This is a genomic window from Sphingomonas sp. JC676 (assembly GCF_014489075.1).
In the GTDB taxonomy this organism is placed as follows: domain Bacteria; phylum Pseudomonadota; class Alphaproteobacteria; order Sphingomonadales; family Sphingomonadaceae; genus Sphingomonas.
Genome location: NZ_JACTGR010000004.1, coordinates 452,756 through 474,197, shown reverse-complemented (window position 1 = coordinate 474,197; position 21,442 = coordinate 452,756). Strand labels below are relative to the sequence as shown.

At 63.9% G+C, this 21,442-nt stretch carries 21 protein-coding genes and 2 pseudogenes; 12 read left to right on the top strand and 11 right to left on the bottom strand.

What is annotated here, in order from left to right:
- The 5 genes from IAG41_RS15755 to IAG41_RS15735 form a co-directional block, all read right to left on the bottom strand.
- Positions 1–2,220: a hypothetical protein gene (locus IAG41_RS15755; RefSeq protein ID WP_187729598.1), complete on the bottom strand. Its 2,220-nt coding sequence runs from the start codon at positions 2,218–2,220 to the stop codon at positions 1–3.
- 124 nt (positions 2,221–2,344) lie between these two features.
- Positions 2,345–4,018, bottom strand: coding sequence for an ATP-binding protein (locus tag IAG41_RS15750; RefSeq protein ID WP_187729597.1), 1,674 nt, complete (start codon positions 4,016–4,018; stop codon positions 2,345–2,347).
- Positions 4,005–5,531 carry an ATPase domain-containing protein gene (locus IAG41_RS15745; RefSeq protein ID WP_187729596.1) on the bottom strand — a complete coding sequence of 509 codons (1,527 nt, stop codon included), beginning with the start codon at positions 5,529–5,531 and terminating at the stop codon, positions 4,005–4,007. The genes IAG41_RS15750 and IAG41_RS15745 overlap by 14 nt, the downstream gene beginning before the upstream one ends.
- Before the next feature lie 233 nt (positions 5,532–5,764).
- Complete coding sequence (locus IAG41_RS15740; protein WP_187729595.1) at positions 5,765–6,010, bottom strand: hypothetical protein; 246 nt, start codon at positions 6,008–6,010, stop codon at positions 5,765–5,767.
- Between the two features lie 831 nt (positions 6,011–6,841).
- Positions 6,842–7,006, bottom strand: coding sequence for a DUF6894 family protein (locus IAG41_RS15735; RefSeq protein WP_187729594.1), 165 nt, complete (start codon positions 7,004–7,006; stop codon positions 6,842–6,844).
- A gap of 350 nt (positions 7,007–7,356) precedes the next feature.
- Between IAG41_RS15735 and IAG41_RS15730 the strand changes: the two genes are divergently transcribed.
- Positions 7,357–8,115 (top strand): Crp/Fnr family transcriptional regulator, encoded by a 759-nt coding sequence (locus tag IAG41_RS15730; protein ID WP_187729593.1) that lies wholly within the window; start codon positions 7,357–7,359, stop codon positions 8,113–8,115.
- A gap of 433 nt (positions 8,116–8,548) precedes the next feature.
- Here IAG41_RS15730 and IAG41_RS15725 read toward each other — a convergent pair whose 3' ends face one another.
- Positions 8,549–9,061, bottom strand: coding sequence for a CinA family protein (locus IAG41_RS15725; RefSeq protein WP_187729592.1), 513 nt, complete (start codon positions 9,059–9,061; stop codon positions 8,549–8,551).
- Positions 9,058–9,261 carry a hypothetical protein gene (locus IAG41_RS15720; protein WP_187729591.1) on the bottom strand — a complete coding sequence of 68 codons (204 nt, stop codon included), beginning with the start codon at positions 9,259–9,261 and terminating at the stop codon, positions 9,058–9,060. The genes IAG41_RS15725 and IAG41_RS15720 overlap by 4 nt, the downstream gene beginning before the upstream one ends.
- 901 nt (positions 9,262–10,162) lie before the next feature.
- Between IAG41_RS15720 and IAG41_RS15715 the strand changes: the two genes are divergently transcribed.
- Positions 10,163–10,630 carry a hypothetical protein gene (locus tag IAG41_RS15715; protein WP_187729590.1) on the top strand — a complete coding sequence of 156 codons (468 nt, stop codon included), beginning with the start codon at positions 10,163–10,165 and terminating at the stop codon, positions 10,628–10,630.
- Positions 10,631–10,703: 73 nt separating this feature from the next.
- Positions 10,704–10,928 carry a hypothetical protein gene (locus IAG41_RS15710; RefSeq protein WP_187729589.1) on the top strand — a complete coding sequence of 75 codons (225 nt, stop codon included), beginning with the start codon at positions 10,704–10,706 and terminating at the stop codon, positions 10,926–10,928.
- 100 nt (positions 10,929–11,028) lie between these two features.
- Here the strand turns inward: IAG41_RS15710 and IAG41_RS15705 are convergent.
- A pseudogene (locus tag IAG41_RS15705) lies at positions 11,029–12,200 on the bottom strand (Nramp family divalent metal transporter).
- 642 nt (positions 12,201–12,842) lie between these two features.
- Between IAG41_RS15705 and IAG41_RS15700 the strand changes: the two are divergent.
- Positions 12,843–13,241 (top strand): BLUF domain-containing protein, encoded by a 399-nt coding sequence (locus tag IAG41_RS15700; RefSeq protein WP_187729588.1) that lies wholly within the window; start codon positions 12,843–12,845, stop codon positions 13,239–13,241.
- Positions 13,242–13,322: 81 nt separating this feature from the next.
- Complete coding sequence (locus tag IAG41_RS15695; protein ID WP_187729587.1) at positions 13,323–14,474, top strand: mechanosensitive ion channel family protein; 1,152 nt, start codon at positions 13,323–13,325, stop codon at positions 14,472–14,474.
- Positions 14,475–14,664: 190 nt separating this feature from the next.
- On the opposite strand, the gene IAG41_RS15690 is transcribed toward IAG41_RS15695, so the two are convergent.
- Positions 14,665–14,916 carry a hypothetical protein gene (locus IAG41_RS15690; protein WP_187729586.1) on the bottom strand — a complete coding sequence of 84 codons (252 nt, stop codon included), beginning with the start codon at positions 14,914–14,916 and terminating at the stop codon, positions 14,665–14,667.
- Positions 14,917–15,687: 771 nt separating this feature from the next.
- Between IAG41_RS15690 and IAG41_RS15685 the strand changes: the two genes are divergently transcribed.
- From IAG41_RS15685 to IAG41_RS15660, 6 genes and pseudogenes are all read left to right on the top strand, one after another.
- Positions 15,688–16,194, top strand: coding sequence for an arginine deiminase family protein (locus tag IAG41_RS15685; protein ID WP_316251173.1), 507 nt, complete (start codon positions 15,688–15,690; stop codon positions 16,192–16,194).
- Positions 16,195–16,296: 102 nt separating this feature from the next.
- Positions 16,297–16,890 carry an SRPBCC family protein gene (locus tag IAG41_RS15680; RefSeq protein ID WP_187729584.1) on the top strand — a complete coding sequence of 198 codons (594 nt, stop codon included), beginning with the start codon at positions 16,297–16,299 and terminating at the stop codon, positions 16,888–16,890.
- On the top strand, positions 16,890–18,080 hold the full coding sequence (locus tag IAG41_RS15675; RefSeq protein WP_187729583.1) for a zinc-dependent alcohol dehydrogenase: 1,191 nt from the start codon (positions 16,890–16,892) through the stop codon (positions 18,078–18,080). The genes IAG41_RS15680 and IAG41_RS15675 overlap by 1 nt, the downstream gene beginning before the upstream one ends.
- A gap of 2 nt (positions 18,081–18,082) precedes the next feature.
- The gene (locus tag IAG41_RS15670) at positions 18,083–18,853 is read left to right on the top strand and encodes an SDR family NAD(P)-dependent oxidoreductase (RefSeq protein ID WP_316251172.1); all 771 of its coding nucleotides are present in this window, start codon (positions 18,083–18,085) and stop codon (positions 18,851–18,853) included.
- Positions 18,854–18,903: 50 nt separating this feature from the next.
- Positions 18,904–19,902, top strand: a complete 999-nt coding sequence (locus tag IAG41_RS15665) for an SDR family oxidoreductase (RefSeq protein WP_187729581.1) — start codon at positions 18,904–18,906, stop codon at positions 19,900–19,902.
- A gap of 116 nt (positions 19,903–20,018) precedes the next feature.
- A pseudogene (locus IAG41_RS15660) lies at positions 20,019–20,438 on the top strand (low affinity iron permease family protein); the annotation flags it as partial.
- 21 nt (positions 20,439–20,459) lie between these two features.
- Here IAG41_RS15660 and IAG41_RS23270 read toward each other — a convergent pair.
- Positions 20,460–20,594, bottom strand: a complete 135-nt coding sequence (locus IAG41_RS23270; protein WP_262408688.1) for a hypothetical protein — start codon at positions 20,592–20,594, stop codon at positions 20,460–20,462.
- A gap of 211 nt (positions 20,595–20,805) precedes the next feature.
- On the opposite strand from IAG41_RS23270, the gene IAG41_RS15655 reads away from it, so the two are divergent.
- Entirely contained in the window at positions 20,806–20,979 is a 174-nt protein-coding gene (locus tag IAG41_RS15655) for a hypothetical protein (protein ID WP_187729579.1), read from the top strand.
- A 10-nt stretch (positions 20,980–20,989) separates the two neighbouring features.
- On the opposite strand, the gene IAG41_RS15650 is transcribed toward IAG41_RS15655, so the two are convergent.
- The gene (locus IAG41_RS15650; RefSeq protein WP_187729578.1) at positions 20,990–21,283 is read right to left on the bottom strand and encodes a UvrB/UvrC motif-containing protein; all 294 of its coding nucleotides are present in this window, start codon (positions 21,281–21,283) and stop codon (positions 20,990–20,992) included.
- Positions 21,284–21,442 lie beyond the last annotated feature (159 nt).

Below are 21,442 nucleotides of genomic sequence, written 5' to 3'. Positions count from 1 at the left end.
TCATGTCCAATTCAGCACGAGGCGGCCATTCGCCGGGACGCGATATTCGATGCGGTCGGCGGAGGTGTCGCGCGGCCGCAAGACATCGCCGCCGATCGTGGTGACGCGGGTCTGGCACAGCTTGCGGCGTTTCAGGCGCACCAGGCTCAGGCCGGCGGAGCAGGTCTCTCCGCCATCGAGCGTGAGGGTGAGGGACTTGTCGCCGGTACGCTCCATCGAGCGTACGAACTGGTCGCAATACAGGCGAAACGGTGCTCCCTCGACATGGTGGAAGGCACGCGTGGCGAAGATGAAGGCGGCGCCGGCGCCATAGACTTCCTGTCCGACTTGGCCGGCCTGCTGGCCGTCGGCGTATAGGTCCTCGAGCGGGAAGGAGAGCTTGCGGTCGATATGCCCGTTCGCCTCGCGCTGTTTCGGCGAGAGCACCTCGGGCGGCAGCGCGTCGGGATAATAGTACCAGGCGCGGTCGAGCGCGTATTTGCAATATTCGGCGATCAGCATGCGCGCGGCGGGCTCGAGGTCCGGCCCGCTATCGTCGAGATAGCGCTCGAAGGCCACGAACGAGTCGAAGCACTCGTAGATCGCCATATAGGGCGCGTCCTGGAGGCAGGTGACGCCCAGGAAGTTGCGATAATGGACGGCGAGTTCGATCTCGCTCTCCCAAATCTCGCAATTGTGGAAGAAGCTGCCGAGATAGACGTAGCTTTGCTCGAGATAGACCTGCTCGTTGGTGATCCGCCACAGCCGCATGCAGGCGGCTGCGCCCCAAGCGGTGAGGTTGGCCTGGTAATTGACGTTGAAGCGCAGGCCCATTGCCGCGTCGATCGCGGCACGCGCCTCGTCGAGGAAACGCTTCTCGTCGGTGAGCTCGAATGCCTGGAGCATCACCCAGGCATAGATGCCGCCGACATCGGTCTGGCCGCGGCCGTCCGCCGCGACGTCCGTGATCACCGAAAAGTCGGTGATCTTGTACTGGATCGGCCATTCATAGTTGAAATGGTGCGCCGCCTTGATACCGAAGTCGATCGACTTCAGCAGCAGCTTACGCGCGTCCTTGTCCCCGTCGAGCGCCAGAATGCCCAGGTTGAGCATCGGGTGGTAGAGATACCAGCTGTCGACGGCGTCGGCGTCCTTGTCTTTCCCGACATTGGGCAGGTACCGGCGCAGCGACTTGAGCTTGGGGTCGTAGAATTTATCGAGCCCCGCCTTGAACTCCGCGTCGAGGGGATGCGGCTCGCCACGCCATTTTCCCCAGCTATGGACCGCGGCGACGATAGACATCTGCACCATGATGTCGGGATATTCGGCGGCGGTGTAGGGGTGGATGTAGCGATGGCCATAATGCTCGATCGTCGCTTCAGGGGCCTTGTCCAGGTCCCGCAAGGTGCGCTCGGCGCGATCGACCCAGTCGCGATAATGGGTGTGCGGCAGATCGATCATCTTGTAGGCGACGCCCAGCATCTGGAGGAACTGCCGGGCGGACTCGCGCTCGTGCGGCGGCGCCTCGTGGCGGAAGACGAGGATGGCGTCGGAGAGGGTCACTTCCTTGCCGGCGGGCAAGGCGTCGGTCGGCGGCGTTCCGCTCTGGTCGGGCGTCGGAAGCAGATAGCCCAGTTCGGGCCATTCGCCGCCCACCGCGCCGTCCGGCGTGGTTTTCGTGGCGCGACAATAGTCGTTCATTGCCGTGAGATTCTGGAAATAGAGGACGTTCCCGAAGGCGGGCTCATCGATGCGGAAATACAGTACGCCGCCGTTGAGGCCGCGCTGGGTGGCCTCCACGGTCCCGCGCGCGCAAAGCGGGTCGCCGTCGGCGTCGAGCGGGTACAGGTCGCGAGGCATGAACGGGATGGTGATCGGCGCGGCCGGCGTGAGGCGGACGGTCATCCGGAAATGCTCCAGCGCCTCGCCGCCCGTCCGGAACACGATCAGATGCTCGCCTTGCGCGCTGCTCACCGTCAACCGCGCTGCCTCGCCGGCCTCGGCGTCGACCTTGGACCAGGTGAAGTCTCCTGCGAGATACGCAGCGCGCAAGGCGAGGCCGCCCTGGCCAGTGCGGCGGATGAACGCCCAGACTGAATCGCCGCTTGCCCGAACCTCGATCTCCAGCTCGCCGACGGCGATCTTCGTAATCAGTTCGCTCGATCCCTGACTGACCTGGCGCAGCCCAAGAACATAGGGACTGATGCTCCGAATATTCGAATCAAGCGCAAGTGTCGCCATTTCCGTTCCCTGCCTTTTTATTGGCGTTTCGAACATCAACCGGGCCGAGGCCGCTATGTTCCAGGAAAAAACGGTGCCATTTAACTAGGTTAAACTGGCTTGATTAAACTGGCTTGCTCTGCAGCTAATGTGCGTGCTGGCGGCTCCCGGCCGAGCTCAGGGCTGCTGCGAGTTCGTCGAGACGGTAAGGTTTCGCCAAAATGCGCACGCCCAGAGCTTGGGCTGCCGCCCGGCCAGCTTCGGCGTAGCCGCTCGTCAGCAAGACCGGGAGACCCTCGTGGCGCATCCGTATCTCACGCGCAAGTTCAACACCGTCCATCCCGCCAGGCATCATGATGTCCGAGAAGACGACATCGACCGCGCGGCCGTCCGCAAGGGCGCCGAGGGCAGCGCGAGCGCTCGCGACCCGCGTGACGCCGTAGCCGAGCTGCTCGAGCATTTCTCGCACGAGCGCAGCCACCTCGTCATCGTCTTCGACCAGCAACACGTTCCCGCTACTTTCGGCCGCTTGGCGAGCGAAATTTAGGTCACCATAATTGTGCTGGGGTTCCTTTGCTGCGTTGCGGGAGCGCGGGAGGAAGATGCTCACGCTGGTACCGCGGCCGATCTCGCTCTGGATCTCTACCGATCCGCCGGACTGCTGCGCGAAGCCATGTACCTGGGGCAGTCCAAGCCCCGAACCCTTGCCGATATCCTTTGTCGTGTAGAACGGCTCGAATACCCGCGCCTGGACCTCCCGAGACATGCCGGTGCCGCTGTCGGTGATGGACAGCTGGACGCGATCGGCGCCGACATCATCGGGCACGTTTTGGGTCCGAACCAGGATGGTGCCGCCGCTCGGCATGGCGTCCCGCGCGTTCACCGCCAGATTCAGGATGACCAGCTCGAGCTCTCCGGGATCGACCTCGACCGGCCAAAGATCATCGGCAAAGTCGAAGTCGACGTGCACATCTCCGCGCAGCGTGCGGTCGAGCAGTTCCCGCATGCCGCCAATTTGGCGCGTAAGATCGATCGATTCCGGCTTGAGTTGCTGGCGCCGCGAGAAGGCGAGGAGCTGTCGCGTCAACCCTGTGCCACGCTCCGCAGCTTGCTGCATCCCCTCCATCAAGCGCTGCCGGCGCGCCGGATCGGCTTGCCGGTCGAGCATCGCCAACCCCCCGGAGATAACCATCAGCAAATTATTGAAGTCGTGCGCGACCCCGCCGGTCAGCTGACCGATTGCCTCGATCTTTTGCGCCTGGCGAAGCGTTTCCTCGACCCGGGCGCGCTCTTCGATCTCTCTGCGCAGCGCGCTATTAGCTTCCTCGAGTTCCTGGGTCCGGAGAGCGATCTGCACCTCAAGTTGCGCCGCGGCGTTCGCTTGGGTCTCGAGCAGCGCTCGGACCTCATACTGACGCGCCCGTGCGCGCAGCGCGGTCGCCACCGCGCTCGTGAGCGTCATTGCCTGGACTGGGCGCTCGAGCAGAGCCACGTTGCGAAGGGCGACGACGACCTTGCGCCTCCATTCCATGACGGCTGGCTGATCCTGGTTGCTGGTCAACAAGATGAACGGCAACTCGGACCAGCTCGGCTGGCGCCGCGCCCAATCGAACAAGGGCGCGGTACGCTCACCGAACAGCCCCTCTTCTGCGACGAAGACAGCTCCTGCACCCAGGGCAAGTTCCCGGGTGAGGATTTCGATATTGAGGCAGGTCTCGGCAGCTATGCCACTTCGACGGAGAAGCTCGGCGGAGGCCGTTCCGTCGCGGCCGATCGGAGCAAAGACGAGGACACGGCCATGCTTGTCAGCCGGGCGCATGTTCACCGTCTTCCATGAGGGGGAAGTCATCCCCGGTGTACCGCGGCGTGCCCGTAAAAACGCCACTGAACTTCCGCAGTGGGGGGCCTACCGTGACGCCGCCTGTGCTCAGACGAAATTCGCGGATGGTGTGCTCGTGATTTCCGCTGCGCTTCTTTACGACGGACAAAGCCCGGCGCACCGTCCCGCCGACCTCGAAATAGCGCAGCATGAGGACGGAGTCGCTGAGATAACTGATGTCCAGCGGAGTGTCCATCGGTCCGACCAGGCCGTGCTGGGCGAGGACCAGGATGGTTAGCACGCCGCGTTGGCCGAGATAGGTGAGCAGTTCATGCATCTGCAGGATCAAGAAGCGCTCGTCCGGCATGGCGTTGAGATAGCCATTGAGGCTGTCGATAACGATCACTCTCGCGCCCTGTGCCTCGACGCTGTGCCGGACATTGGCGGCGAATTCTCCTGGAGACATCTCTGCAGGATCGATCTGCTGGAAGCGGATCATACCGTTCTTGACCTGGTCTTCGAGCGGCAAGCCAAGTGACCGTGCCCGTGCGGCGACGGTCCCGCGCCCCTCGTCAAATGCGAACAGCACCGATCGCTCGCCCCTCTCAGCAGCCGCGATCGCATACGTGAGAGCGAGCGAGGATTTGCCCACACCGGCCGCTCCAAGCAGCAGGGCGTTGGTCCCATATTCCAGCCCGCCACCGAGAAGCGTGTCGAGTTCGACATTGCCGCTCGATGCGCATTCCGCGACGGCCACCGTGTCATGTTCGGATGCAACAAGCCGGGGGTAGATTGCCAGTCCCCCCTTCTGGATGGTGAAGTCGTGGTACCCGCCGCGAAATTGAATCCCGCGCATCTTGACGACGCGCAGCCGCCGACGCTCGGCGCCATAATCGATGGCGAGCTGTTCGAGGAGCACCACCCCATGCGCAATCGAGTGCAGCTGAAGATCATTCTGCTGGGAGGAGAGGTCGTCGAGCAGCACCACTGTGCAGGCCCGTGCGGTGAAGAAGTGCTTCAAGGCCAGCACCTGGCGACGGTATCGCAGGGGACTTTGGGCGAGCAGGCGCAGTTCGGAAAGGCTGTCGAGAACGACGCGCGCGGGATTGAGCTTTTCGACCTGGTCAAAAATCAACTTTGTCGTTTCGGTGAGCTCCAGCTCGGCCGGATGAAAGACGGTGAGTTCGCGCTCCGGGTCCAGTGTCGCCTCCGGTGGCACCAGTTCGAAGATGTCGAGCCCTTCGAGGGACCAGCCGTGGCGTCGAGCAACGAGCTGCAGTTCCTTGCGCGTCTCCGAAAGCGTAATGTAGAGAACGCGCTCGCCCAAACGGGCGCCTTCGAGCAGAAATTGCAGAGCGATGGTCGTTTTGCCGGTGCCCGGCCGCCCTTCGTAGAGATAGAGCCGGTCAGCATCGAACCCGCCGCCGAGGATGGCATCAAGTCCTTCACTGCCGGTTGAGATGCGTGGGGTATCCCGCACCTCTTGCTCGATATCATCGCGTGCGTCAGCCAATTGTACCTCCCGCAGGCCGTGGCAAAGACAAACGCCAGTGCAGCGGTTCGGTTGCTGAGCTCGATCGCATCCCTATTTGCGGAATGCTGGCCGCCTTGGCCGCTTCTCGCCGAATACTAAGCGAGGGAGCAACCCCAAGCCTGATCGCGGGCTTGGAACAACGTCACGCGCTTCGGTGGGCGCCTGAACATCCGGCTAAGGATTGCATCGCGCCCTTTCCCTGCATGATCTCCTCACCCGATTTGCGAGTCTGCAACCTCGGGCTCTGGCCGGCGCTTGCGCGGACCGACCGACAGGGCGGCCTCGTGGATCTGTGCCTCGTTCAGCGTCTCACCGGTCTTCAGATTCGTGAGCGTGACCCGCGTTTTCATATTCCGCTGTTCGATGAGTGCGAGGGAGAGGTGGATCGCGTCGTCGAACTTGTCCTCGACCCGCGGCGGCGCCTTGTCGGGACCCTTCTGCTTAATTTCGAATGCCATGGTTACTCCTGCGTTTCCAAGGATATGGGCATCACGCGGCGGCTATGAAAGGTCGCCGGCCGATTGCTGCCTCCCGTTCGGCAGATGGTGCGCGCACTCAAAATCGCTGATGTGCCGTATGCCGCCGGAGGACAGCGGCCCCCGTTTTGCCTGCCATGCTCTTTCAGGCGCTTTTGCAAGCGACGCTGCTCGTCGCCGCGCCGTCGATTCTTATCGCAAAATCGCGCCGTCGCCGCCCGGTCTCATCCTAGGCGGTTCGAGCCGAAAAGGAGGTACCCGATGCTGATTCGTCCAATTCTCTATCCGCTTCGTTTCTCGCCGCCGCGACCCTTGCCCAGCCTTGCCACGCGCAATCGGGCGGGCAGCTCGTGCACAGCCACGTCGACCTCATTGCGGCCGCCGCTCCGGCGGTCATGGCAATGACATTCATGGTCGAGGCCATGTGATTGAGCACCTTGTCCAGGGAATCTGATGCGGTGCCGGAAGACTGGCACGAGCCTTTCGAAGGTTAGGGTCCCGACTATGCAAGCCGGCGCCAGCTTCGCCGGCATTCGATCTAGTCCTGGGCCCCTGCGCTGTTGACAATGACGACGCATGGCGGTCGGCTCGACGATGCCACATCGGTGGGAAGAACCCGTCAAAAGCCGCAATGAGAGCCATGCGCAACGGACGGCCGCCGGCGTCTCGTTCGGATTTCGACGCCGGCTCCAGGCGTGGCCGGTGCGTTTTAGCGGTGCAGGGTCGTCAGACTGGCTCGGGGATTATGATAAAAGCATCTTTGAACGCCAGGGTATGCAGCACCTCGCCATCGCGATTCTCGGCTTCGATCCGCTATCGCAAGTCCAGGACACCCTTGCTCTTGAGCTCGCTAGAAAGCAGGTCGCGAGCGCTTTCCAGCACCATCTTTCCTAGCGCCTTAAGATCGCTCAGCTCCAAGCCTTCCGCATCGAGCATTTCATCGGTGTCATCACGCAAGTGAAGAAAATATCGATCCACGATGCGGCTCCCATCAGCAAGGCGGAGCAATCATGCTCTTAGCCGCCGAAGCCCAAAAAGCGTGTTTCGACGATGCCTGCGTGTAGCACGAAGACGTTGCTCCCGCACCATGGATACGGACTAACGCAGGTTTCCATTTCCGGATTCGGCTCCGCTGATATGGCCGACTCCCGAGTTTGATTTTCACATCTGGAGCTTCGGTCCGCGCCCTACGCTAGGGTAACGTAGAGCAGTTGTATTTCCGTGGGGGGCCTTGTCCGACTATGGTACAGGTAGCCGATCACCGGCTACGATTCGAGGCGCCGGTGGCTGCGAGACCTGTGCGCTCCCGCCTTTGGCCGGAGCTTCATATGGTTTTTTCACATGCGCCTGCCCTCCAACCATTCGTGAATCGACTTGCGTCGCGTTCGCTGCTCACCGACGAGGAGGCGAGCGCCGTCCTGAGCCTCAAGGGGCAAGTGAGGCAGGTCGCGGCGCACTCCGACTTCGTCCGGCAGGGCGAGCATGTCGATCACGCCTGTCTCGTAGTCGATGGGCTGGTCGGCCGCTTTGGCCAAAGCGGAGAGGGCGCTCGCCAGATCACGTGCCTTCACATTCCAGGCGACATGGCCGATCTGCCGTCGGTGGTCAGCCCGAAGTCCGCATGGGGACTGATGGCGCTTACCAACACGACGATCCTCCGATTGCCGCATGCCGAGGTTCGCCGCGTCGCTGCGAAGCATGCGGGTGTCGCCGAGGCGCTATGGCGCGACTGCGTAGCGGACGGATCGATCTTCTCGGAATGGGTCGTAAATGTTGGCCGAAGGGACGCACTCGCCAGACTCGCGCATCTATTGTGCGAGATGGCCATCCGGTGCGAGCGAGCGGGACAAGGCGACAGGCACGCCTTCGCGCTGCCAGCGACCCAGGCCGACCTGGGCGACGCCACCGGTCTGACGAGCGTTCACGTCAACCGTACCTTGAAGGAATTGAGAGAGCGCTCCGTCGCAACCATGCGGTCCCGGCAAGTCATCGTCGAAGACTGGGATCAGCTGGTTTCGATCGGGGACTTTGACGAGGGCTTCATGCTGCTGGACGGCCCGTCGCCTCGTTTCTCCGAGGTGGCATGATCGGTTTGCGCGCGTATCCTCTCATAGCGGTGCTTCCAGCTCGTAAGCCCGTCCCCTAAAGATCGGGGCGATCTTCGGGCTTCCGGCGCCTCTTCAGCGCCTCCTCCTTTGCGGATTTGGCGGTGCGACGCCTCGCCGCTACCAGGCCCCCAATCGCTAGCAGGGCTACCAGCAGGCCGATCATCATGTAGAAACCAAACGGCATGCCGTTACCCCGAAATTTGCGATTGACTGTGCTATCTCTTGTGTCGGGGAGCCTAGTCACGTGAATCTAAAGTTCGCCACATAAGGTCTGCTGTGTTTTCTGGCAGAAGCGCTTGACCGAGGCGGTGCTCGGCCCGGTCCTATTGAATGGTAGGACCGTCAATCCGGCATCTTCGACCCGCACAGCGGCGCTCCTTAAAGACTCGCCAGCTTGCTGTCGCAATCGGTATCAGTCCGCCGTTTCAATAGCTTTGCGCAGCATGTCGATGGCAACCGCGAGACACCGCAGACGCACGGGACCGCGTCCGATATCGCCGAAATGCTCTTCGCGGTGGCAGGTGACTTCGTCGGAGCGCGCGCAGGCAAAATGCACGAGTCCCGGCTCGTCGCCAGGGCCGGCGGGGCCGGCGAAACCGGTAATCGCAATCGCGACGTCGCCATGCGAACGACTTAACGCTCCTTGTGCCATGGCGATTGCCGTTTCGCGGCTGACCGCGCCGCATCGCTCGATCATCCGGCTGTCGATCGCAAGCAATTCGCACTTGGCCTCATCCGTGTAGACGACGAAGCCGCGTTCGAACGCGCGGCTCGCGCCCTCAACATCCGTCAGGAGAGATGCAACAAGACCGCCGGGGCAACTCTCGGCGCTGACGATGGCCAGTTCCTTCGCGCACGCCAGTTCCAGGAGTTCGCGTGCCGCCACTTCGACCTCGTCCGGTACGATCGCCAACAGCTCGCTCATTTGTTCTCCCCGCGCTCCTGCAGCTGATAAGATATCCAGCGCAGCAACATGCCCGCCGCCGAGGCCAGCATCCCTCCAATCAAGCAAGCGATGAGGACCGGCTCCTCGGACGCCGCCTTCCATGATACGGCGCCAAGCAACACGACGCTGAGCGTCGAAATCAGATAGCCTGTAGTCTTGATCGTATTGGCTGCTCGCATTCTACGGTCAGTTCGAGATCGGATAAGGTATCGCGGCCGTATCTTCGGCTCGCCTGGCATATTCGTTAGCTAGCGTGAGGTGCACCAGCGCGGCGGCGCTGTCCTCACAAACCCCAGCCTTGTCGCGCTCTTCCCTCGCGCGCCTGGCAAAATACGCCCGATCCGCACCATTTTCTCGCATAGGCATTCCCATTCTCCAAAGATGAGCCCCGGTCCGGAACGAGGGAGGATGCGTCGGGCCATTTGCGACGTCATTAAACTCAAGCAACTTTCTGCAGCGAGCCGATCCGGCGAGCGCGCAGAGCAGTACGCCGATCCGAAGCAAGCCGAAGAAACAGATCGGCCAGGTGGGATCTTAGCGCGAGCGCGCTTGATCTGCCGGCAGCGACGGCCGCCGCTCCGCGCGTGTTTCCAGTCGCTTGGCGCGTTCGGCCATATCGATCCATCGCTGCGCTGCCTGCATATGCACCAGCCGCCGCGTGTGGAGTTGCTCTTCTTCAGCGAGGCGCAGGCTTTCCCGAGCGCGTGCGATGTAGAACGCGGACCCGCCACGCGCGTCAGCTTCCCTGTGGCTTGGTACCATTATCATAGCGCTCTCCTCGCGCCCGCCCCTACCTGGCGGCTAACCTGCGAAGGCGGTGGATGCAACAACCTGCCGCAAGTTATAGGCTGCTGCTTCGCGAGCGAAAAGCGAGCTTCGGTCGGATCGGGGACAGTCCCCTCGTGGGAGGACTGCGGGGGCACTGGATGATAGGACGAAGTCGTAAATGCCGAACATGGGATTGGACATCCCCCGGCGTCGATAAGGATCGCGCTAGCCCATTAGCCTCCGCTTGTCCTCGAGCTGGCCGTACGGCACTTATCCGACACGCCTTCGTTGGAAGGCCAAGGAGGTTCGCTCATGCCGGCTGACCGTATCGTTTCCATTGGTTTCCTCACGCAACACGATCTCGACCGGCTGGGCTCAACCTTCACGAGCTACATTCCTGTGGCGGATGACGACCTGTTCACGGATCTTTTGGATAAGCTCGACCAGGTGGACGCCGTGCCCATCGGGGATGGTGTTATGCTGACAGCGCACCGTGAAACCTGGCTCCGCCCGTTCGGGGCGTGGGAGCGTTCCACTATTCCGAAGCTTGGTGCTCGTCCCGACGTGCGCTGGCGGCTCTTGCGAAGCCGGCAGGGTTTCGATGCCTTTGCGCGGGGCACGCTCGGTCCCGCCGAAAAGCGCGCAGCGGCTGGCGCCCAGCTCCGCTGGCGGGACAGCAGGCCCGGTTCGACCGTGAGGCCCTTTTTACGGCTCCGCGGCAGCAGCTCCACCTCGCGCAAACGGGCGCTCCGGCGCGGCAATGCCGACGCGTGCCGTTGAAGCCCGTATCATTCCAAGATGCTTTGACGCACCGTTTCGATGAGCCCAGGCGCTGACACTGCAGGGCTATGCCATGGATGCAGGCCTTGGCGACGCTCCCGCCCTGTCGGCGGCCTTGCACGCGCGCGTCTCGTCGCTCGCCAAATGGACCGCAGCGCATGATCCTTCCCGCCAGTCCGATCCCGAGGCGGTGCTCGCGGCAAGCGCGCAGTTTCCCCTGAGCCGCCTCGTCGCCGGCATCGGCTTCGAACCGGCTGGCTTCCAGGAGATGATCCTGTTCGAGGAACTGCCCTGGTGATCGCGCCGTAGCGGTATCTGCGATCCCGGCAAGCAACTGTTGTCCACGGCTGCTTAACGGCACCAAACAAAAAATGCAGCAGGGACAGCCGCGGCCGATCCTAAAGCCAGCTGGAAATGAGCCACAGATTGGCGATCACAATCAGGCCGAACAGGCTCCACGCAAGCGCACGCACCCAGAAACCATTCGCGAACTCGCCCATTATCGCCTTGTCGCTTGTGAAGCGGATGAGCGGATAGATCGCGAACGGTAGCTGCAGAGACAGAACTACCTGAGTGAGGATCAGCAATTTGCCCACGGCGTGTTCGCCTAGCCAAAGTATCCCAATCAGGGCGGGGATCAAAGCCAGGCCGCGGGTGATGACGCGACGAAGCCAGCATGGGATTTCGAAGTCGAGAAATCCCTCGAGGATCACTTGGCCTGCGATGGTGCCGGTGAAGGTGGCGCTTTGGCCGGACGCAAACAGCGCGATCCCAAAGAGCAGCGCCGCTGCGGCGGCGCCGGTAAGGGGCTCCAGCAACCGGTAAGCATCCTCGATCTCGGCTACGCCCGTGTAGCCGCTGACGTGAAAGGTCCCCGCGGCCAAGGTCAGGATCGCCGCATTGACCAAGGTTGCCAGGCAAAGTGCCGCAACAATGTCGATCGTCCCGAACCGTAGCGCCTCACGCGTTGCTGCCGATCCCGGCGCCGGCAAACGGGTTTGCACAATCGAGCTATGGAGATAGAGATTGTGCGGCATTACCGTCGCACCGAGAATGCCGACGGCCAGGTACAGTGCATGCGGGTCACCGAAGATCGCGAGCTTCGGCACCGTCCCGTGCAGCACGCCAGCCATGCTCGGTCCAGCGATCACAAGCTGGGCGATGAAGCAGACGGCGATGGTAAGAACAAGCCCGAGGATGATCGCCTCGAGCTGTCGAAAGCCACGCCCTTGGAGCGCGAGAACAATCAGCGTGTCGAAACCGGTCAGCAGCACCCTATCCACAGCGGAATGCCGAGCAATAAGTTGAACGCGAGCGCCGATCCGAGGACCTCAGCGATATCGGTCGCGACAATGGCGACCTCGGCTAGAATCCAGAGGGTGCGCGTCGCAGCCGTGCTGTAGCGTTCCCGCGCCATCCGCGCGAGATCGCGCCGGGCCACTAGCCCCAACCGCATTGCGAGCCCTTGCAGCAGCATCGCTGCGACGCCGCAGAGGAGCACCACGAAGAGGAGATCGTAACCGTAGCGCGAACCGGATTCGATGTCGATCGCCCAGTTGCCGGGGTCCATATAGCCAACCGCGACGAGCAGGCCTGGTCCGGCAAACCGAAATAGCTTGCGCCAACTAGGTATCGTGGGTGCGACGATGACGGTGCCCTGCACCCGAGGGGGGCAGAAGGGGGCGGTTGCGACGGGGGGCAGCTGGAAGCGCATGCCGCCCCTAACGCAGGGCGCTCATACGGTGTCCGGTGCGGCGGCCCGCACTATCTAGATTTTCCAGCTCCATCACTCACCAGCTCCATCACTCAACAGTCAGAGCGTCGATAGCCATCATGCTGCGCGGAGGGCGCATCTCCGGCACCCACACGCGCCACGATACTTCAGGCACGCGCGATTTGCCGTCGGCCTCGGCGGGTCTAGCCGGGAGTTCCGGCTACTTCCCGCTCGACGGGAGAAGCACATTAAATACTTGGCTGCGAGAGCGGCTCCTCCGCTGTCCAACGGGCGTCACCTTGCGGCCGAGACCGCAGGCTCGGTGGCGCGGAGCCGTCGGACGGTCCTGCGCCGTGGCACTCGGTCGCGAAACGCGAGTCGCGCCGGCTTTTAGAAATTGCGCCTCCAAAAAGAAGCAATGCTCCCGCCGATTGGAAGCGTTTTCACGAGTTTCTAACGGCTTAGCCCTAGGCCAAGGCGTCTCGCCCGGAGGATTGCATGCGCCAGATCGTCTATATCAGCACCGCCGCCGGCGATGTCGGCCCGGCCGCCCTCACCGGGATACTCGCCGCCTCGCGGGCCAACAATCGCCGCGACGGGATCACCGGCCTGCTCTACTCGGACGGGAAGCGCTTTCTCCAGGCGATCGAAGGGGAGGAACCCGACCTCACCCGCACGCTCGACCGCATCCGCGCAGATTGCCGGCACCGCGCCATCGTGATCCTGTCGAACCGTGCGATCGAAGCGCGCGAGTTCGGCAGCTGGGAAATGGCGGAACGCCGCCCCGGCGTGGAAGCCCAAGCATTTCTCACCCAAGTCTCGACGCTGGTCGCGGGCGCCTCCGCAAATGTCCGCGCCACCTTCGAAGGGCTCGCGAACGTGCGCACCGCCGCCTAGCCAAAGCACCATCGGCCAGGAGATTTACTGCGTCGCAGCGAAAAGCGGGAACCCCCGCCCGCGCTCATGATTTCGGGCCGCATGAGCAACTCCAATACGATAGCCCCGCCGATCGAAGGCCTTCATAGAGGCGACCTGATCGCCCAGGTCCGCGGCGTGGCGGGCGACGCCAGCGCATGGTTCACCACGCACTGGCTGGCGATCGCCGTCGCGATCGCCATCGGCGTCGGGATCTTCGGTCTCCTCCTGCTGCTGCGCGGCTGGGCGATACGGCTCTGCAAACGCGGAGAGGGCGTCGCCACCTGGTACAGCATTATCGGACGGGCGCTGGCGAAGACCGGCACCTTCTTCATGATCATGACCTCGGCGCGGCTGGTAATCGGCTATGCCGATGCGCCGCCACTCATCCACGCGACAATCGTCTTCCTGTTCACTATCGCCGCGGTATTCCAGGCGGCGATCTGGGCGCGCGAGATCATCTTCGGCGCGATCGAGCATCGCACCCAGGCCGACCCCGGCCACGACCATGGCCTTGCCAGCGCGCTCGGGATCATCCGGCTGCTCGTAACGATCGTCCTGTTCGCGATCTCGGTGGTGCTGGTGCTCAGCAATCTCGGCGTCAACGTGACCGGTCTCGTCGCCGGGCTCGGCGTCGGCGGCATCGCTATCGGCCTGGCCGCCCAGGGTGTCTTTGCAGACCTGTTCGCGGCGCTGGCCATCATCTTCGACCGGCCGTTCCGCTTGGGCGACTCGATTTCCTATGACAAAGGGTCGGGGGCCGGGACGGTCGAGGCGATCGGCCTCAAGTCGACGCGGGTTCGCGGCGGCAATGGCGAGGAGCGGATCATCGCCAACCGCAAGCTGCTCGACTTCGAGATCCTCAACACGACCCGGCGCGCGCGCAACCGCTTCAAGTTCGACTTCCATCTCGGCTACGGCATCGATCCCGACCTCGTTCGCTCGCTGCCCGGCTTGCTCAAGGAAGCCGTCGAGAGCGAAGGCTATGTCCTGGTCCATGGCGGGCTGAACGGCTTCTCCGACGCCGGCCTAAGCTACGATCTCGAGTTCGAATCGGTCGAGATCGATTTCCCGGCCGAGGCACGCGACCGTGTGGCGGCGGCGGTGCTGGAGCGTTTCCACGCCAACCATATCGACTTCGCCTATCCGACGTCGGTCAACCTCATCGCCGGGGACGTCGAGAAGATCCCGACTGGGACGGCGAAGGCGGACTGACGGCACAGAGTCGAAAACGGGATCTGGATCAGCCGCCCTGCACCGTATCGACGCCCCATCAGCGAGAGGCATGCGGCGCGCCGCAACGATAGGCTGGAACGCGCGCAACTCGACGAGGGCTGTACGGACGCACAATGACAGCACAGATGGCGGTTGTCCTCATGACCAAGCGGTCCCGTGCCGCCCGGCCCTAGTTTCGGAACAGCGGGATCGGAGGCGACGATACGCTCGGCCGAGGCCGGTCGACGAACTGGCGGGCCTGATCGTCCGCGAGGCTCGACGCGGCGGCGGCGCCGTCCGGTGCCGCGCCGTCCAACCCCGCGCGCTGCTCATAAGTCATAGCGAGGTCGCGGTGTATGCGAGCGCTGGCCAGGTCGGCGGCCGCCCTCGCCGCGGCGCGCTCGGCCTGCGCGCGCGTCGCGAAATAATGCCTGTCGTCCATATGCATCCTTCCAGTCGAGGAACGCTAGTCCAGGCGGACGACCGACGCACTAACACGGTATAAGTTCGCGTATTCGGCCGGCAACTAGTTCCGCAGCGCCGTACGGCGCCTGCAACAAAAATCGGCGATTACCCTGCGCCCTAATCGTTATAACCGAAGTTAAGGTACCGGTCGCGCAGGCAACTTCCGGGGCGCCGGTGGGTTAGGTCGAGCTCTAACGGGAGTGCTTCATGCCAGAACGCAAGATGGTCGATCGACCTTGATAGTGTTGCGAGCTCGCTGCGTACCCTATGCCCCTTTTGCCCCTGCCGCGGCAGCGCAGTGATCCAGTTCGACCCGGGCAATCATGGCACACCATTCTTCATTGAGACTCTATGAAACCCGAATTCCTCAGCATCCCTGCCGGCCTGGCGACGCGGCACAAGTCCACCCGCTGGGCGGTGCGCAGCGAGAGCGACCGGCTGTCAGACGTCCTGTTGTGCAGCGCCGCGCATCTCAGTCCGGTTCCGTGCTGCTCGGTCACGTGCGAGAGTTTGGACCACGGGTACGAGACGAACACTGCTAGGGCGCTCGGGCAGCATCGCCAGCTCCGGGCAACGCTGGAGCAGCTGGGCGTGCGCTGCCATATGCTGCCGCCCAAGCCGGACCTTCCCGATCTTTGCTTCACGCGCGACTGCGCCGTCATGACGCCCTGGGAGCCAGTGCTGCTCAACCCCGCCCTGCCGGCATCGCGGCTACGAGCGGGCGCATGTCGAGCGCACCCTCGCCACGATCACGGGCGCCCGGCCGGGCGTGATCGAGCGCGGCACAATCGAGGGCAGAGACGTCTGCGTTGCTCGCGATCGTCTTGCGGTCATCGGCCTGTCCGGCGAGCGCACCACCGTCGTCGGTGCGCATAGCCTGGCCGACCAGTTCCGCGCGCGCGGCTGGGAGGTCCTCTTCTGCCGGTTCGATCTCGAGCACCTGCACCTCGACACGCTCTTCTGCATGCTCGACGCCAACACGGCCCTGGCGTGGGTGGAGGCGCTCCCGCCGGAATTTCTCGCATCGCTCGAGCTGCGCGGCATCCGGATCTTGCCGGCACGGGTCGAGGAGGCGCGTCAGCTCGGTTGCAACATCCTGTCGCTCGCCGGACGTACGATCCTGGTCGCCCAAGGCCAGGAGCGCCTGATCGCGATGCTCGAAGCAGCCGGTTTCGAAACGGTGCCGGTCGATACAACCGGCGCGGCAGCAAGGAGAGCCAGCTTCGATGATGCGCCGCTTGCTAACCCAGGTTAGTATTTGATAGAAAAGCGTAATTTCGTTGCGCTTGGGCGCGCTTTGGCGGAACGGCCAGCGCGCGAGGGGGTTCTTGGGTGGACTATATCCAAGGAGCCGCCCATGCCCGACACCCTCGATCCTGCGCGGCAGGACGACGCACCGCTTGCGACTTCGAAACATGCCTCCGCCGCGGTCGACATTGCGACCGAGCAACTCATCGAGCCGCGCGGCGATACGCTGATCGGGCGCGCCGTGACGATCAACAGACCCCGTAACGAGCTCTATGCCTTCTGGCGCGACTTCGGGAACCTCGCGGCCTTCATGGACAATGTCGAGCGGATTGACGTGGTCTCGCCCAGCCGTTCGCACTGGGTGGTCAAGGCGCCCGGCGGCAAGACCGTCGAATGGAACGCCACCGTCACCGAAGAGATCGAGGATGCGTTGATCGCCTGGTCCTCGGACGAAGGCGCCGAGGTGCCCAACAGCGGCCGGATCGAATTCCGCGACGCGGGCGCGCGCGGCACGGTGGTCACGGCGACCATCCTCTACGATCCGCCTGCCGGCGTGATCGGCAAGGTGATCGCCAAGATGTTCCAGCGTGAGCCCGCCATCCAGGCGCGGCGCGACCTACGCCGCTTCAAGCAGCTCATGGAAACTGGCGAGATCGCCACGTCGTCACGCACCCGGGCGCAGCTCGAAGAGGAGAAGAACTGATGCGCGCGCTCACTTGGCACGGCAAGCACGACGTCCGCGTCGACACGGTCGACGACCCCGAGATCCTCAACCCCCGCGACGCGATCATCAAGATCACCTCGACTGCGATCTGCGGCTCGGACCTCCACCTCTATGACGGCTATATCCCGACGATGATGGCCGGCGACATTCTCGGCCATGAATTCATGGGCGAAGTAGTCGAGACCGGCGCCAAGTCGACGCTGAAAAAGGGCCAGCGGGTCGTGGTGCCGTTCACCATCGCCTGCGGCAGCTGCTATCATTGTGGCAAGCACCAATATTCGGCGTGCGACAACGGCCTTCCCGCCGACAATCAGGATATCGGCCAGGAAATGTACGGCACGCCGATGAGCGGGCTGTTCGGTTACAGCCACCTGACCGGCGGCTATGCCGGCGGCCAGGCGGAATATGTCCGCGTCCCCTTCTCGGATGTCGGTCCGATCATCATTCCGGACGGGATCGAGGACGAGAAGGTGCTATTCCTGTCGGACATCCTGCCCACCGGCTGGATGGCGGCGGAAAATGCCGGGATCGAGCCGGGTGACACCGTCGCGGTTTGGGGCTGCGGCCCGGTCGGCCTGTTCGCGGTCCAGTCGGCCTTCCTGATGGGCGCGGAGCGCGTGATCGCGATCGACCATTTTCCGCACCGGCTGGAGCTCGCGAAGAAGTTCGGTGCGGAGACGATCAACTTCGAGGAAAGCGCGACCTATGAGGCGCTGATGCTAATGACCGGCGGGATCGGCCCCGATGCGGTGATCGACGCTGTCGGGCTCGAAGCGCACGGCTTTTTCGTCGACAACGTCATCGACCAGATCAAGGCGTCGACTTTCCTGGGCACCGACCGCATCCATTCGATCCGCCAGGCGATCCATGCCTGCCGCAAGGGCGGCCGGGTCTCGATGCCGGCAGTCTATGGCGGCTTCGTCGACAAGTTCCCGCTCGGCGCCTTCATGGAGAAGGGCCTGACCCTCAAGACCGGCCAGACGCACGTCCAGCATTACATGCCGGCATTGCTCAACGCGATCATGGAGGGCAAGATCGATACCACCTTCCTGATCAGCCACACCTTGCCGCTGGAGCAGGCGCCCGAGGGCTACAAGATGTTCCACGACAACCAGAACGAAGTGACCAAGGTCGTGCTCAAGCCCGGCCTTGCGCTCGCAGCGGAATAAGCATCATGGCGAAATTCGGAATCATTACCGGCGCCTCGAGCGGCATTGGCGCGCAGCTGGCGAAGCTCGCCGCAGCGGACGGCTATGCGCTGCTGCTCGTCGCCGACACGCCCTTCGTCGATCCAAGCGCCGGCATCGCCGGTGCAGAGACCCTCGAAGTAGATCTGTCCACGGTCGAAGGCGTTGACCGGCTGCTGAGCGCAGCCGAGGGCCGCCAGATCGACCTGCTATGCGCCAATGCCGGCCACGGCCTGGGCGGCGCGTTTCTCGATCAGGACATCGCGGACTGGCGTCATGTGATCGACACCAACATCACCGGCACGGTCTATCTGCTCCAGAAGGTGCTCAGGCAGATGGTCGCGCAAGGCCAGGGCAAGGTACTTGTCACCGGCTCGATCGCCGGCTGGATGCCGGGAAGCTTCGCTGCGGTCTATAATGGCACCAAGGCGTTCGTGGACAATTTCACCGCGGCGATCCGTAACGAACTGAAGGAGCATGCGGGCATCACGCTCACCACGCTCGAGCCAGGCCCGGTCGAAACCAATTTCTTCCACCGCGCCGGGATGGACGACACCAAGGTCGGTCAGTCGGAGAGCAAGTCCGACCCGGCCGATGTCGCCAAGCATGGCTGGGACGCGCTGATGTCCGGCAAGGACACGATCATCTCGGGCTGGAAGAACAAGCTCCAGGTCGCGGCGGCCGGCGTGCTGCCGCAATCGGTGCCGGCGCAAATGCACCGCGGCATGGCCGAGCCCGGCAGCGGCGACGCGTGACCCCAACTGCCAGGCAGGCCGCGCACCCGATTGTCGGGCGGCATCCTGAGATGCCGCCAATCGGCGACCAGACAATTCTCATCACCGGGGCGAGCTCGGGCATCGGGCTCGTCACTGCGCGCCTCGCCGCGTCGCGCGGCGCGAAGGTGATCCTGGTGTCGCGCAACGAGGCGGCACTGGCAGAAATCGTGCGCGGCATCGAAGCGCAAGGCGGTCAAGCCTGTTTCGCGGTCGCCGATGTCGGCGACCGCGAGGCGTTGGCGCGGGCGGCGGCAGCCGGCATCGCCCGGTTCGGCCGCATCGACACCTGGGTCAACAATGCCGGCGTTGCCATCTATGCGACGCTCGCCGACACGCCGGACGATGAACATCAGCGCCTGTTCCGCACCAATTATTTCGGCGTGGTCAACGGGTCGCATGTCGCGCTCGAGCTGTTCGGAAGCCGCGGCGGCGCGCTGATCACGGTCGCGTCGATTGCCGCGGAGATGAGCTCGCCGATCATGGGCGCCTATGCGGCGTCGAAGCATGCGGTGCGCGCCTTTGTGCAATCACTGCGCATCGAGCTCAAGGCCGCGGGTTCGCCGGTGTCGGTCTCGCTGATCAAACCCTCCGGCATCGCGACGCCGATCGGCGTGCATGCCGCGAACCACCTGCAAGGCGAAGCGATGATCCCTCCCCCGCCCTATGACCCGCGCCTCGTCGCCGAGGCGATCCTGCGCTGCGCGGAGCACCCCCGGCGCGAGATCACGGTCGGTGGCGCCGGAAGGGCGCAAGTGCTGTTCGCCGAGCATTTCCTGGCGGTGTTCGAGCGCCTCGCCCCTATCATCGTCCCGTTCCTCCACAAGCGCGGCATCCCCAAGAGCGAAGGCAGCAATCTGTTCGCGCCCGGCAGCGATGGCGACGAGCGCTCGCCGAACGAGGCCGGATTCAAGATCAGCCCCTACACCAAGGCCGCGATGCGTCCGCGGCTGACGGCCGCCCTTGTCGTATCGTCGGCCGCAATGGCAGGTGCCTATGCGATCTGGCGGTCACGCCGCGCGCGGCCGTGAGCCTCCATCCCGCCGGTCCACCGCAATGAGGCCGATCCAGGCTCGTCTTCGCCGCGCGACACCATAATGCGTGCGAAACGTTCGCCGGTGATCAGGAAGGAGGATGATCGCCAGCGAACCGATTCTTTACCGCGCTCGCATCGCGCAGCGCCGCCTTGATGGGCCACCCGCTGGCGTTCATCCTGGCCACGCTCTGCTGCATCCTCTGGGCAGTCAGCGGGCCAGTATTCCACTATTCGAACACATGGCAGCTGGTGATCAACACCGCGACCACGGTACTGACCTTCCTCGCCGTGTTTCTCATCCAAAAACAGCCAGAACCGCGACGGGCGGCGATCCAGGCAAAGCTCGACGAGCTGCTCCGCGCGGCCAACAAGGCGCGCCCGGAGTTCATCGGGATCGAGCACCTGACCGACGGGGAAATCTGCGCGATTCGCGATGCGCCCGAGCGGGAAGCGGGCAAGGGCGATGCCGAAGCCGAGTCCGCCGATGCCTCGGTCGACGAGCTGCTCGCGCGCCGCAGCGGCGCGGAATAGAGGCGAGCCGGCCGGCGGTGATCAGGCGGCCGGCGGCGGCGGGGGCCAGCGCACCGCGTCCAGGAACCGCAGCAACCTGCTCAGCTCGCTTTCGCCTTCGACGGGAAAGGCGCGCGCCAGCTTCTGTCCCCAGCGCTCGAGGTCCAGCTTCGACATGTTCTTCCTCGAAATGGTGCATCATCCATGGCCAGCGAATGCCGCATCGCCCAAAACGTGCCATCCATTTCGCGCCAGGAACGGCATATACTTCCGTGACTTAGCTGGCCGTATTGCCTCCGCGGCGATGCAACCCATCTAGCGCCCGCCCGCGATCGCAAGCGGACGCGTGCGGGCCATTGTGGAAAGCCTTTTGGATAGGGAACGATCGATGACCGACAGTCCATCGGACTATTATGCCCGCCGCGCCGAGGCCGAGCGGGCGCTCGCGGACAAGGCGCGGGACCCGGCGATAGCCCGCCCCAACCGCGAGCTGGCGAAACGCTATGACGATATCGTCGCCGGCAAGCTCCCACCAATCTCCGAGCCGGCCAGCCAGGCTTGAGCCCCGGGGCTCAACGCGGCGCTTTCCTCGCCTGGCGCCGGCCGGTGCCGCGGGTCATGGGATCGGGCTTGGGCGGCGGCTTCCAGCCTGCAGGCGGGACGGCACGCTGCTGGCTCGTGCCCAGGCCCATTGCGCCGGGCCCCTGACGCTGCAGCCCGGTTGTGTCGGCCTGCGCCGCTTCCTCCGGCGTAGCGCCGCCGCGCAGCAGGTTGATCCGGTCGCGCAGCGTGCGTGCCCGCTCGAAATCCATTGCCTCGGCGGCTATCTCCATCAGCCGCTGCAACTCCGCCACGGTCTGTGTCATTGCCATAGTCCCGTCATGGTCGCGCCGGGCCGGGGCGAGGATGCGTGATCGCCGCGACCGGCTTCGGTCCGATCGGCACCACGGAGGGGCGGTACCAAACCGGTCGAATCACAACGAATTTCCTTGCTGTTGCATGCACATGAACCATTATCCCGGCCG

Coding starts and splice junctions, on each gene's coding strand:
- IAG41_RS15755 (WP_187729598.1), bottom strand. CDS start 2,220: ATGGCGACACTTGCGCTTGATTCGAATATTCGGAGCATCAGTCCCTAT.
- IAG41_RS15750 (WP_187729597.1), bottom strand. CDS start 4,018: ATGCGCCCGGCTGACAAGCATGGCCGTGTCCTCGTCTTTGCTCCGATC.
- IAG41_RS15740 (WP_187729595.1), bottom strand. CDS start 6,010: ATGGCATTCGAAATTAAGCAGAAGGGTCCCGACAAGGCGCCGCCGCGG.
- IAG41_RS15730 (WP_187729593.1), top strand. CDS start 7,357: ATGGTTTTTTCACATGCGCCTGCCCTCCAACCATTCGTGAATCGACTT.
- IAG41_RS15725 (WP_187729592.1), bottom strand. CDS start 9,061: ATGAGCGAGCTGTTGGCGATCGTACCGGACGAGGTCGAAGTGGCGGCA.
- IAG41_RS15720 (WP_187729591.1), bottom strand. CDS start 9,261: ATGCGAGCAGCCAATACGATCAAGACTACAGGCTATCTGATTTCGACG.
- IAG41_RS15715 (WP_187729590.1), top strand. CDS start 10,163: ATGCCGGCTGACCGTATCGTTTCCATTGGTTTCCTCACGCAACACGAT.
- IAG41_RS15710 (WP_187729589.1), top strand. CDS start 10,704: ATGGATGCAGGCCTTGGCGACGCTCCCGCCCTGTCGGCGGCCTTGCAC.
- IAG41_RS15700 (WP_187729588.1), top strand. CDS start 12,843: ATGCGCCAGATCGTCTATATCAGCACCGCCGCCGGCGATGTCGGCCCG.
- IAG41_RS15695 (WP_187729587.1), top strand. CDS start 13,323: ATGAGCAACTCCAATACGATAGCCCCGCCGATCGAAGGCCTTCATAGA.
- IAG41_RS15690 (WP_187729586.1), bottom strand. CDS start 14,916: ATGGACGACAGGCATTATTTCGCGACGCGCGCGCAGGCCGAGCGCGCC.
- IAG41_RS15680 (WP_187729584.1), top strand. CDS start 16,297: ATGCCCGACACCCTCGATCCTGCGCGGCAGGACGACGCACCGCTTGCG.
- IAG41_RS15675 (WP_187729583.1), top strand. CDS start 16,890: ATGCGCGCGCTCACTTGGCACGGCAAGCACGACGTCCGCGTCGACACG.
- IAG41_RS15665 (WP_187729581.1), top strand. CDS start 18,904: ATGCCGCCAATCGGCGACCAGACAATTCTCATCACCGGGGCGAGCTCG.
- IAG41_RS23270 (WP_262408688.1), bottom strand. CDS start 20,594: ATGTCGAAGCTGGACCTCGAGCGCTGGGGACAGAAGCTGGCGCGCGCC.
- IAG41_RS15655 (WP_187729579.1), top strand. CDS start 20,806: ATGACCGACAGTCCATCGGACTATTATGCCCGCCGCGCCGAGGCCGAG.
- IAG41_RS15650 (WP_187729578.1), bottom strand. CDS start 21,283: ATGACACAGACCGTGGCGGAGTTGCAGCGGCTGATGGAGATAGCCGCC.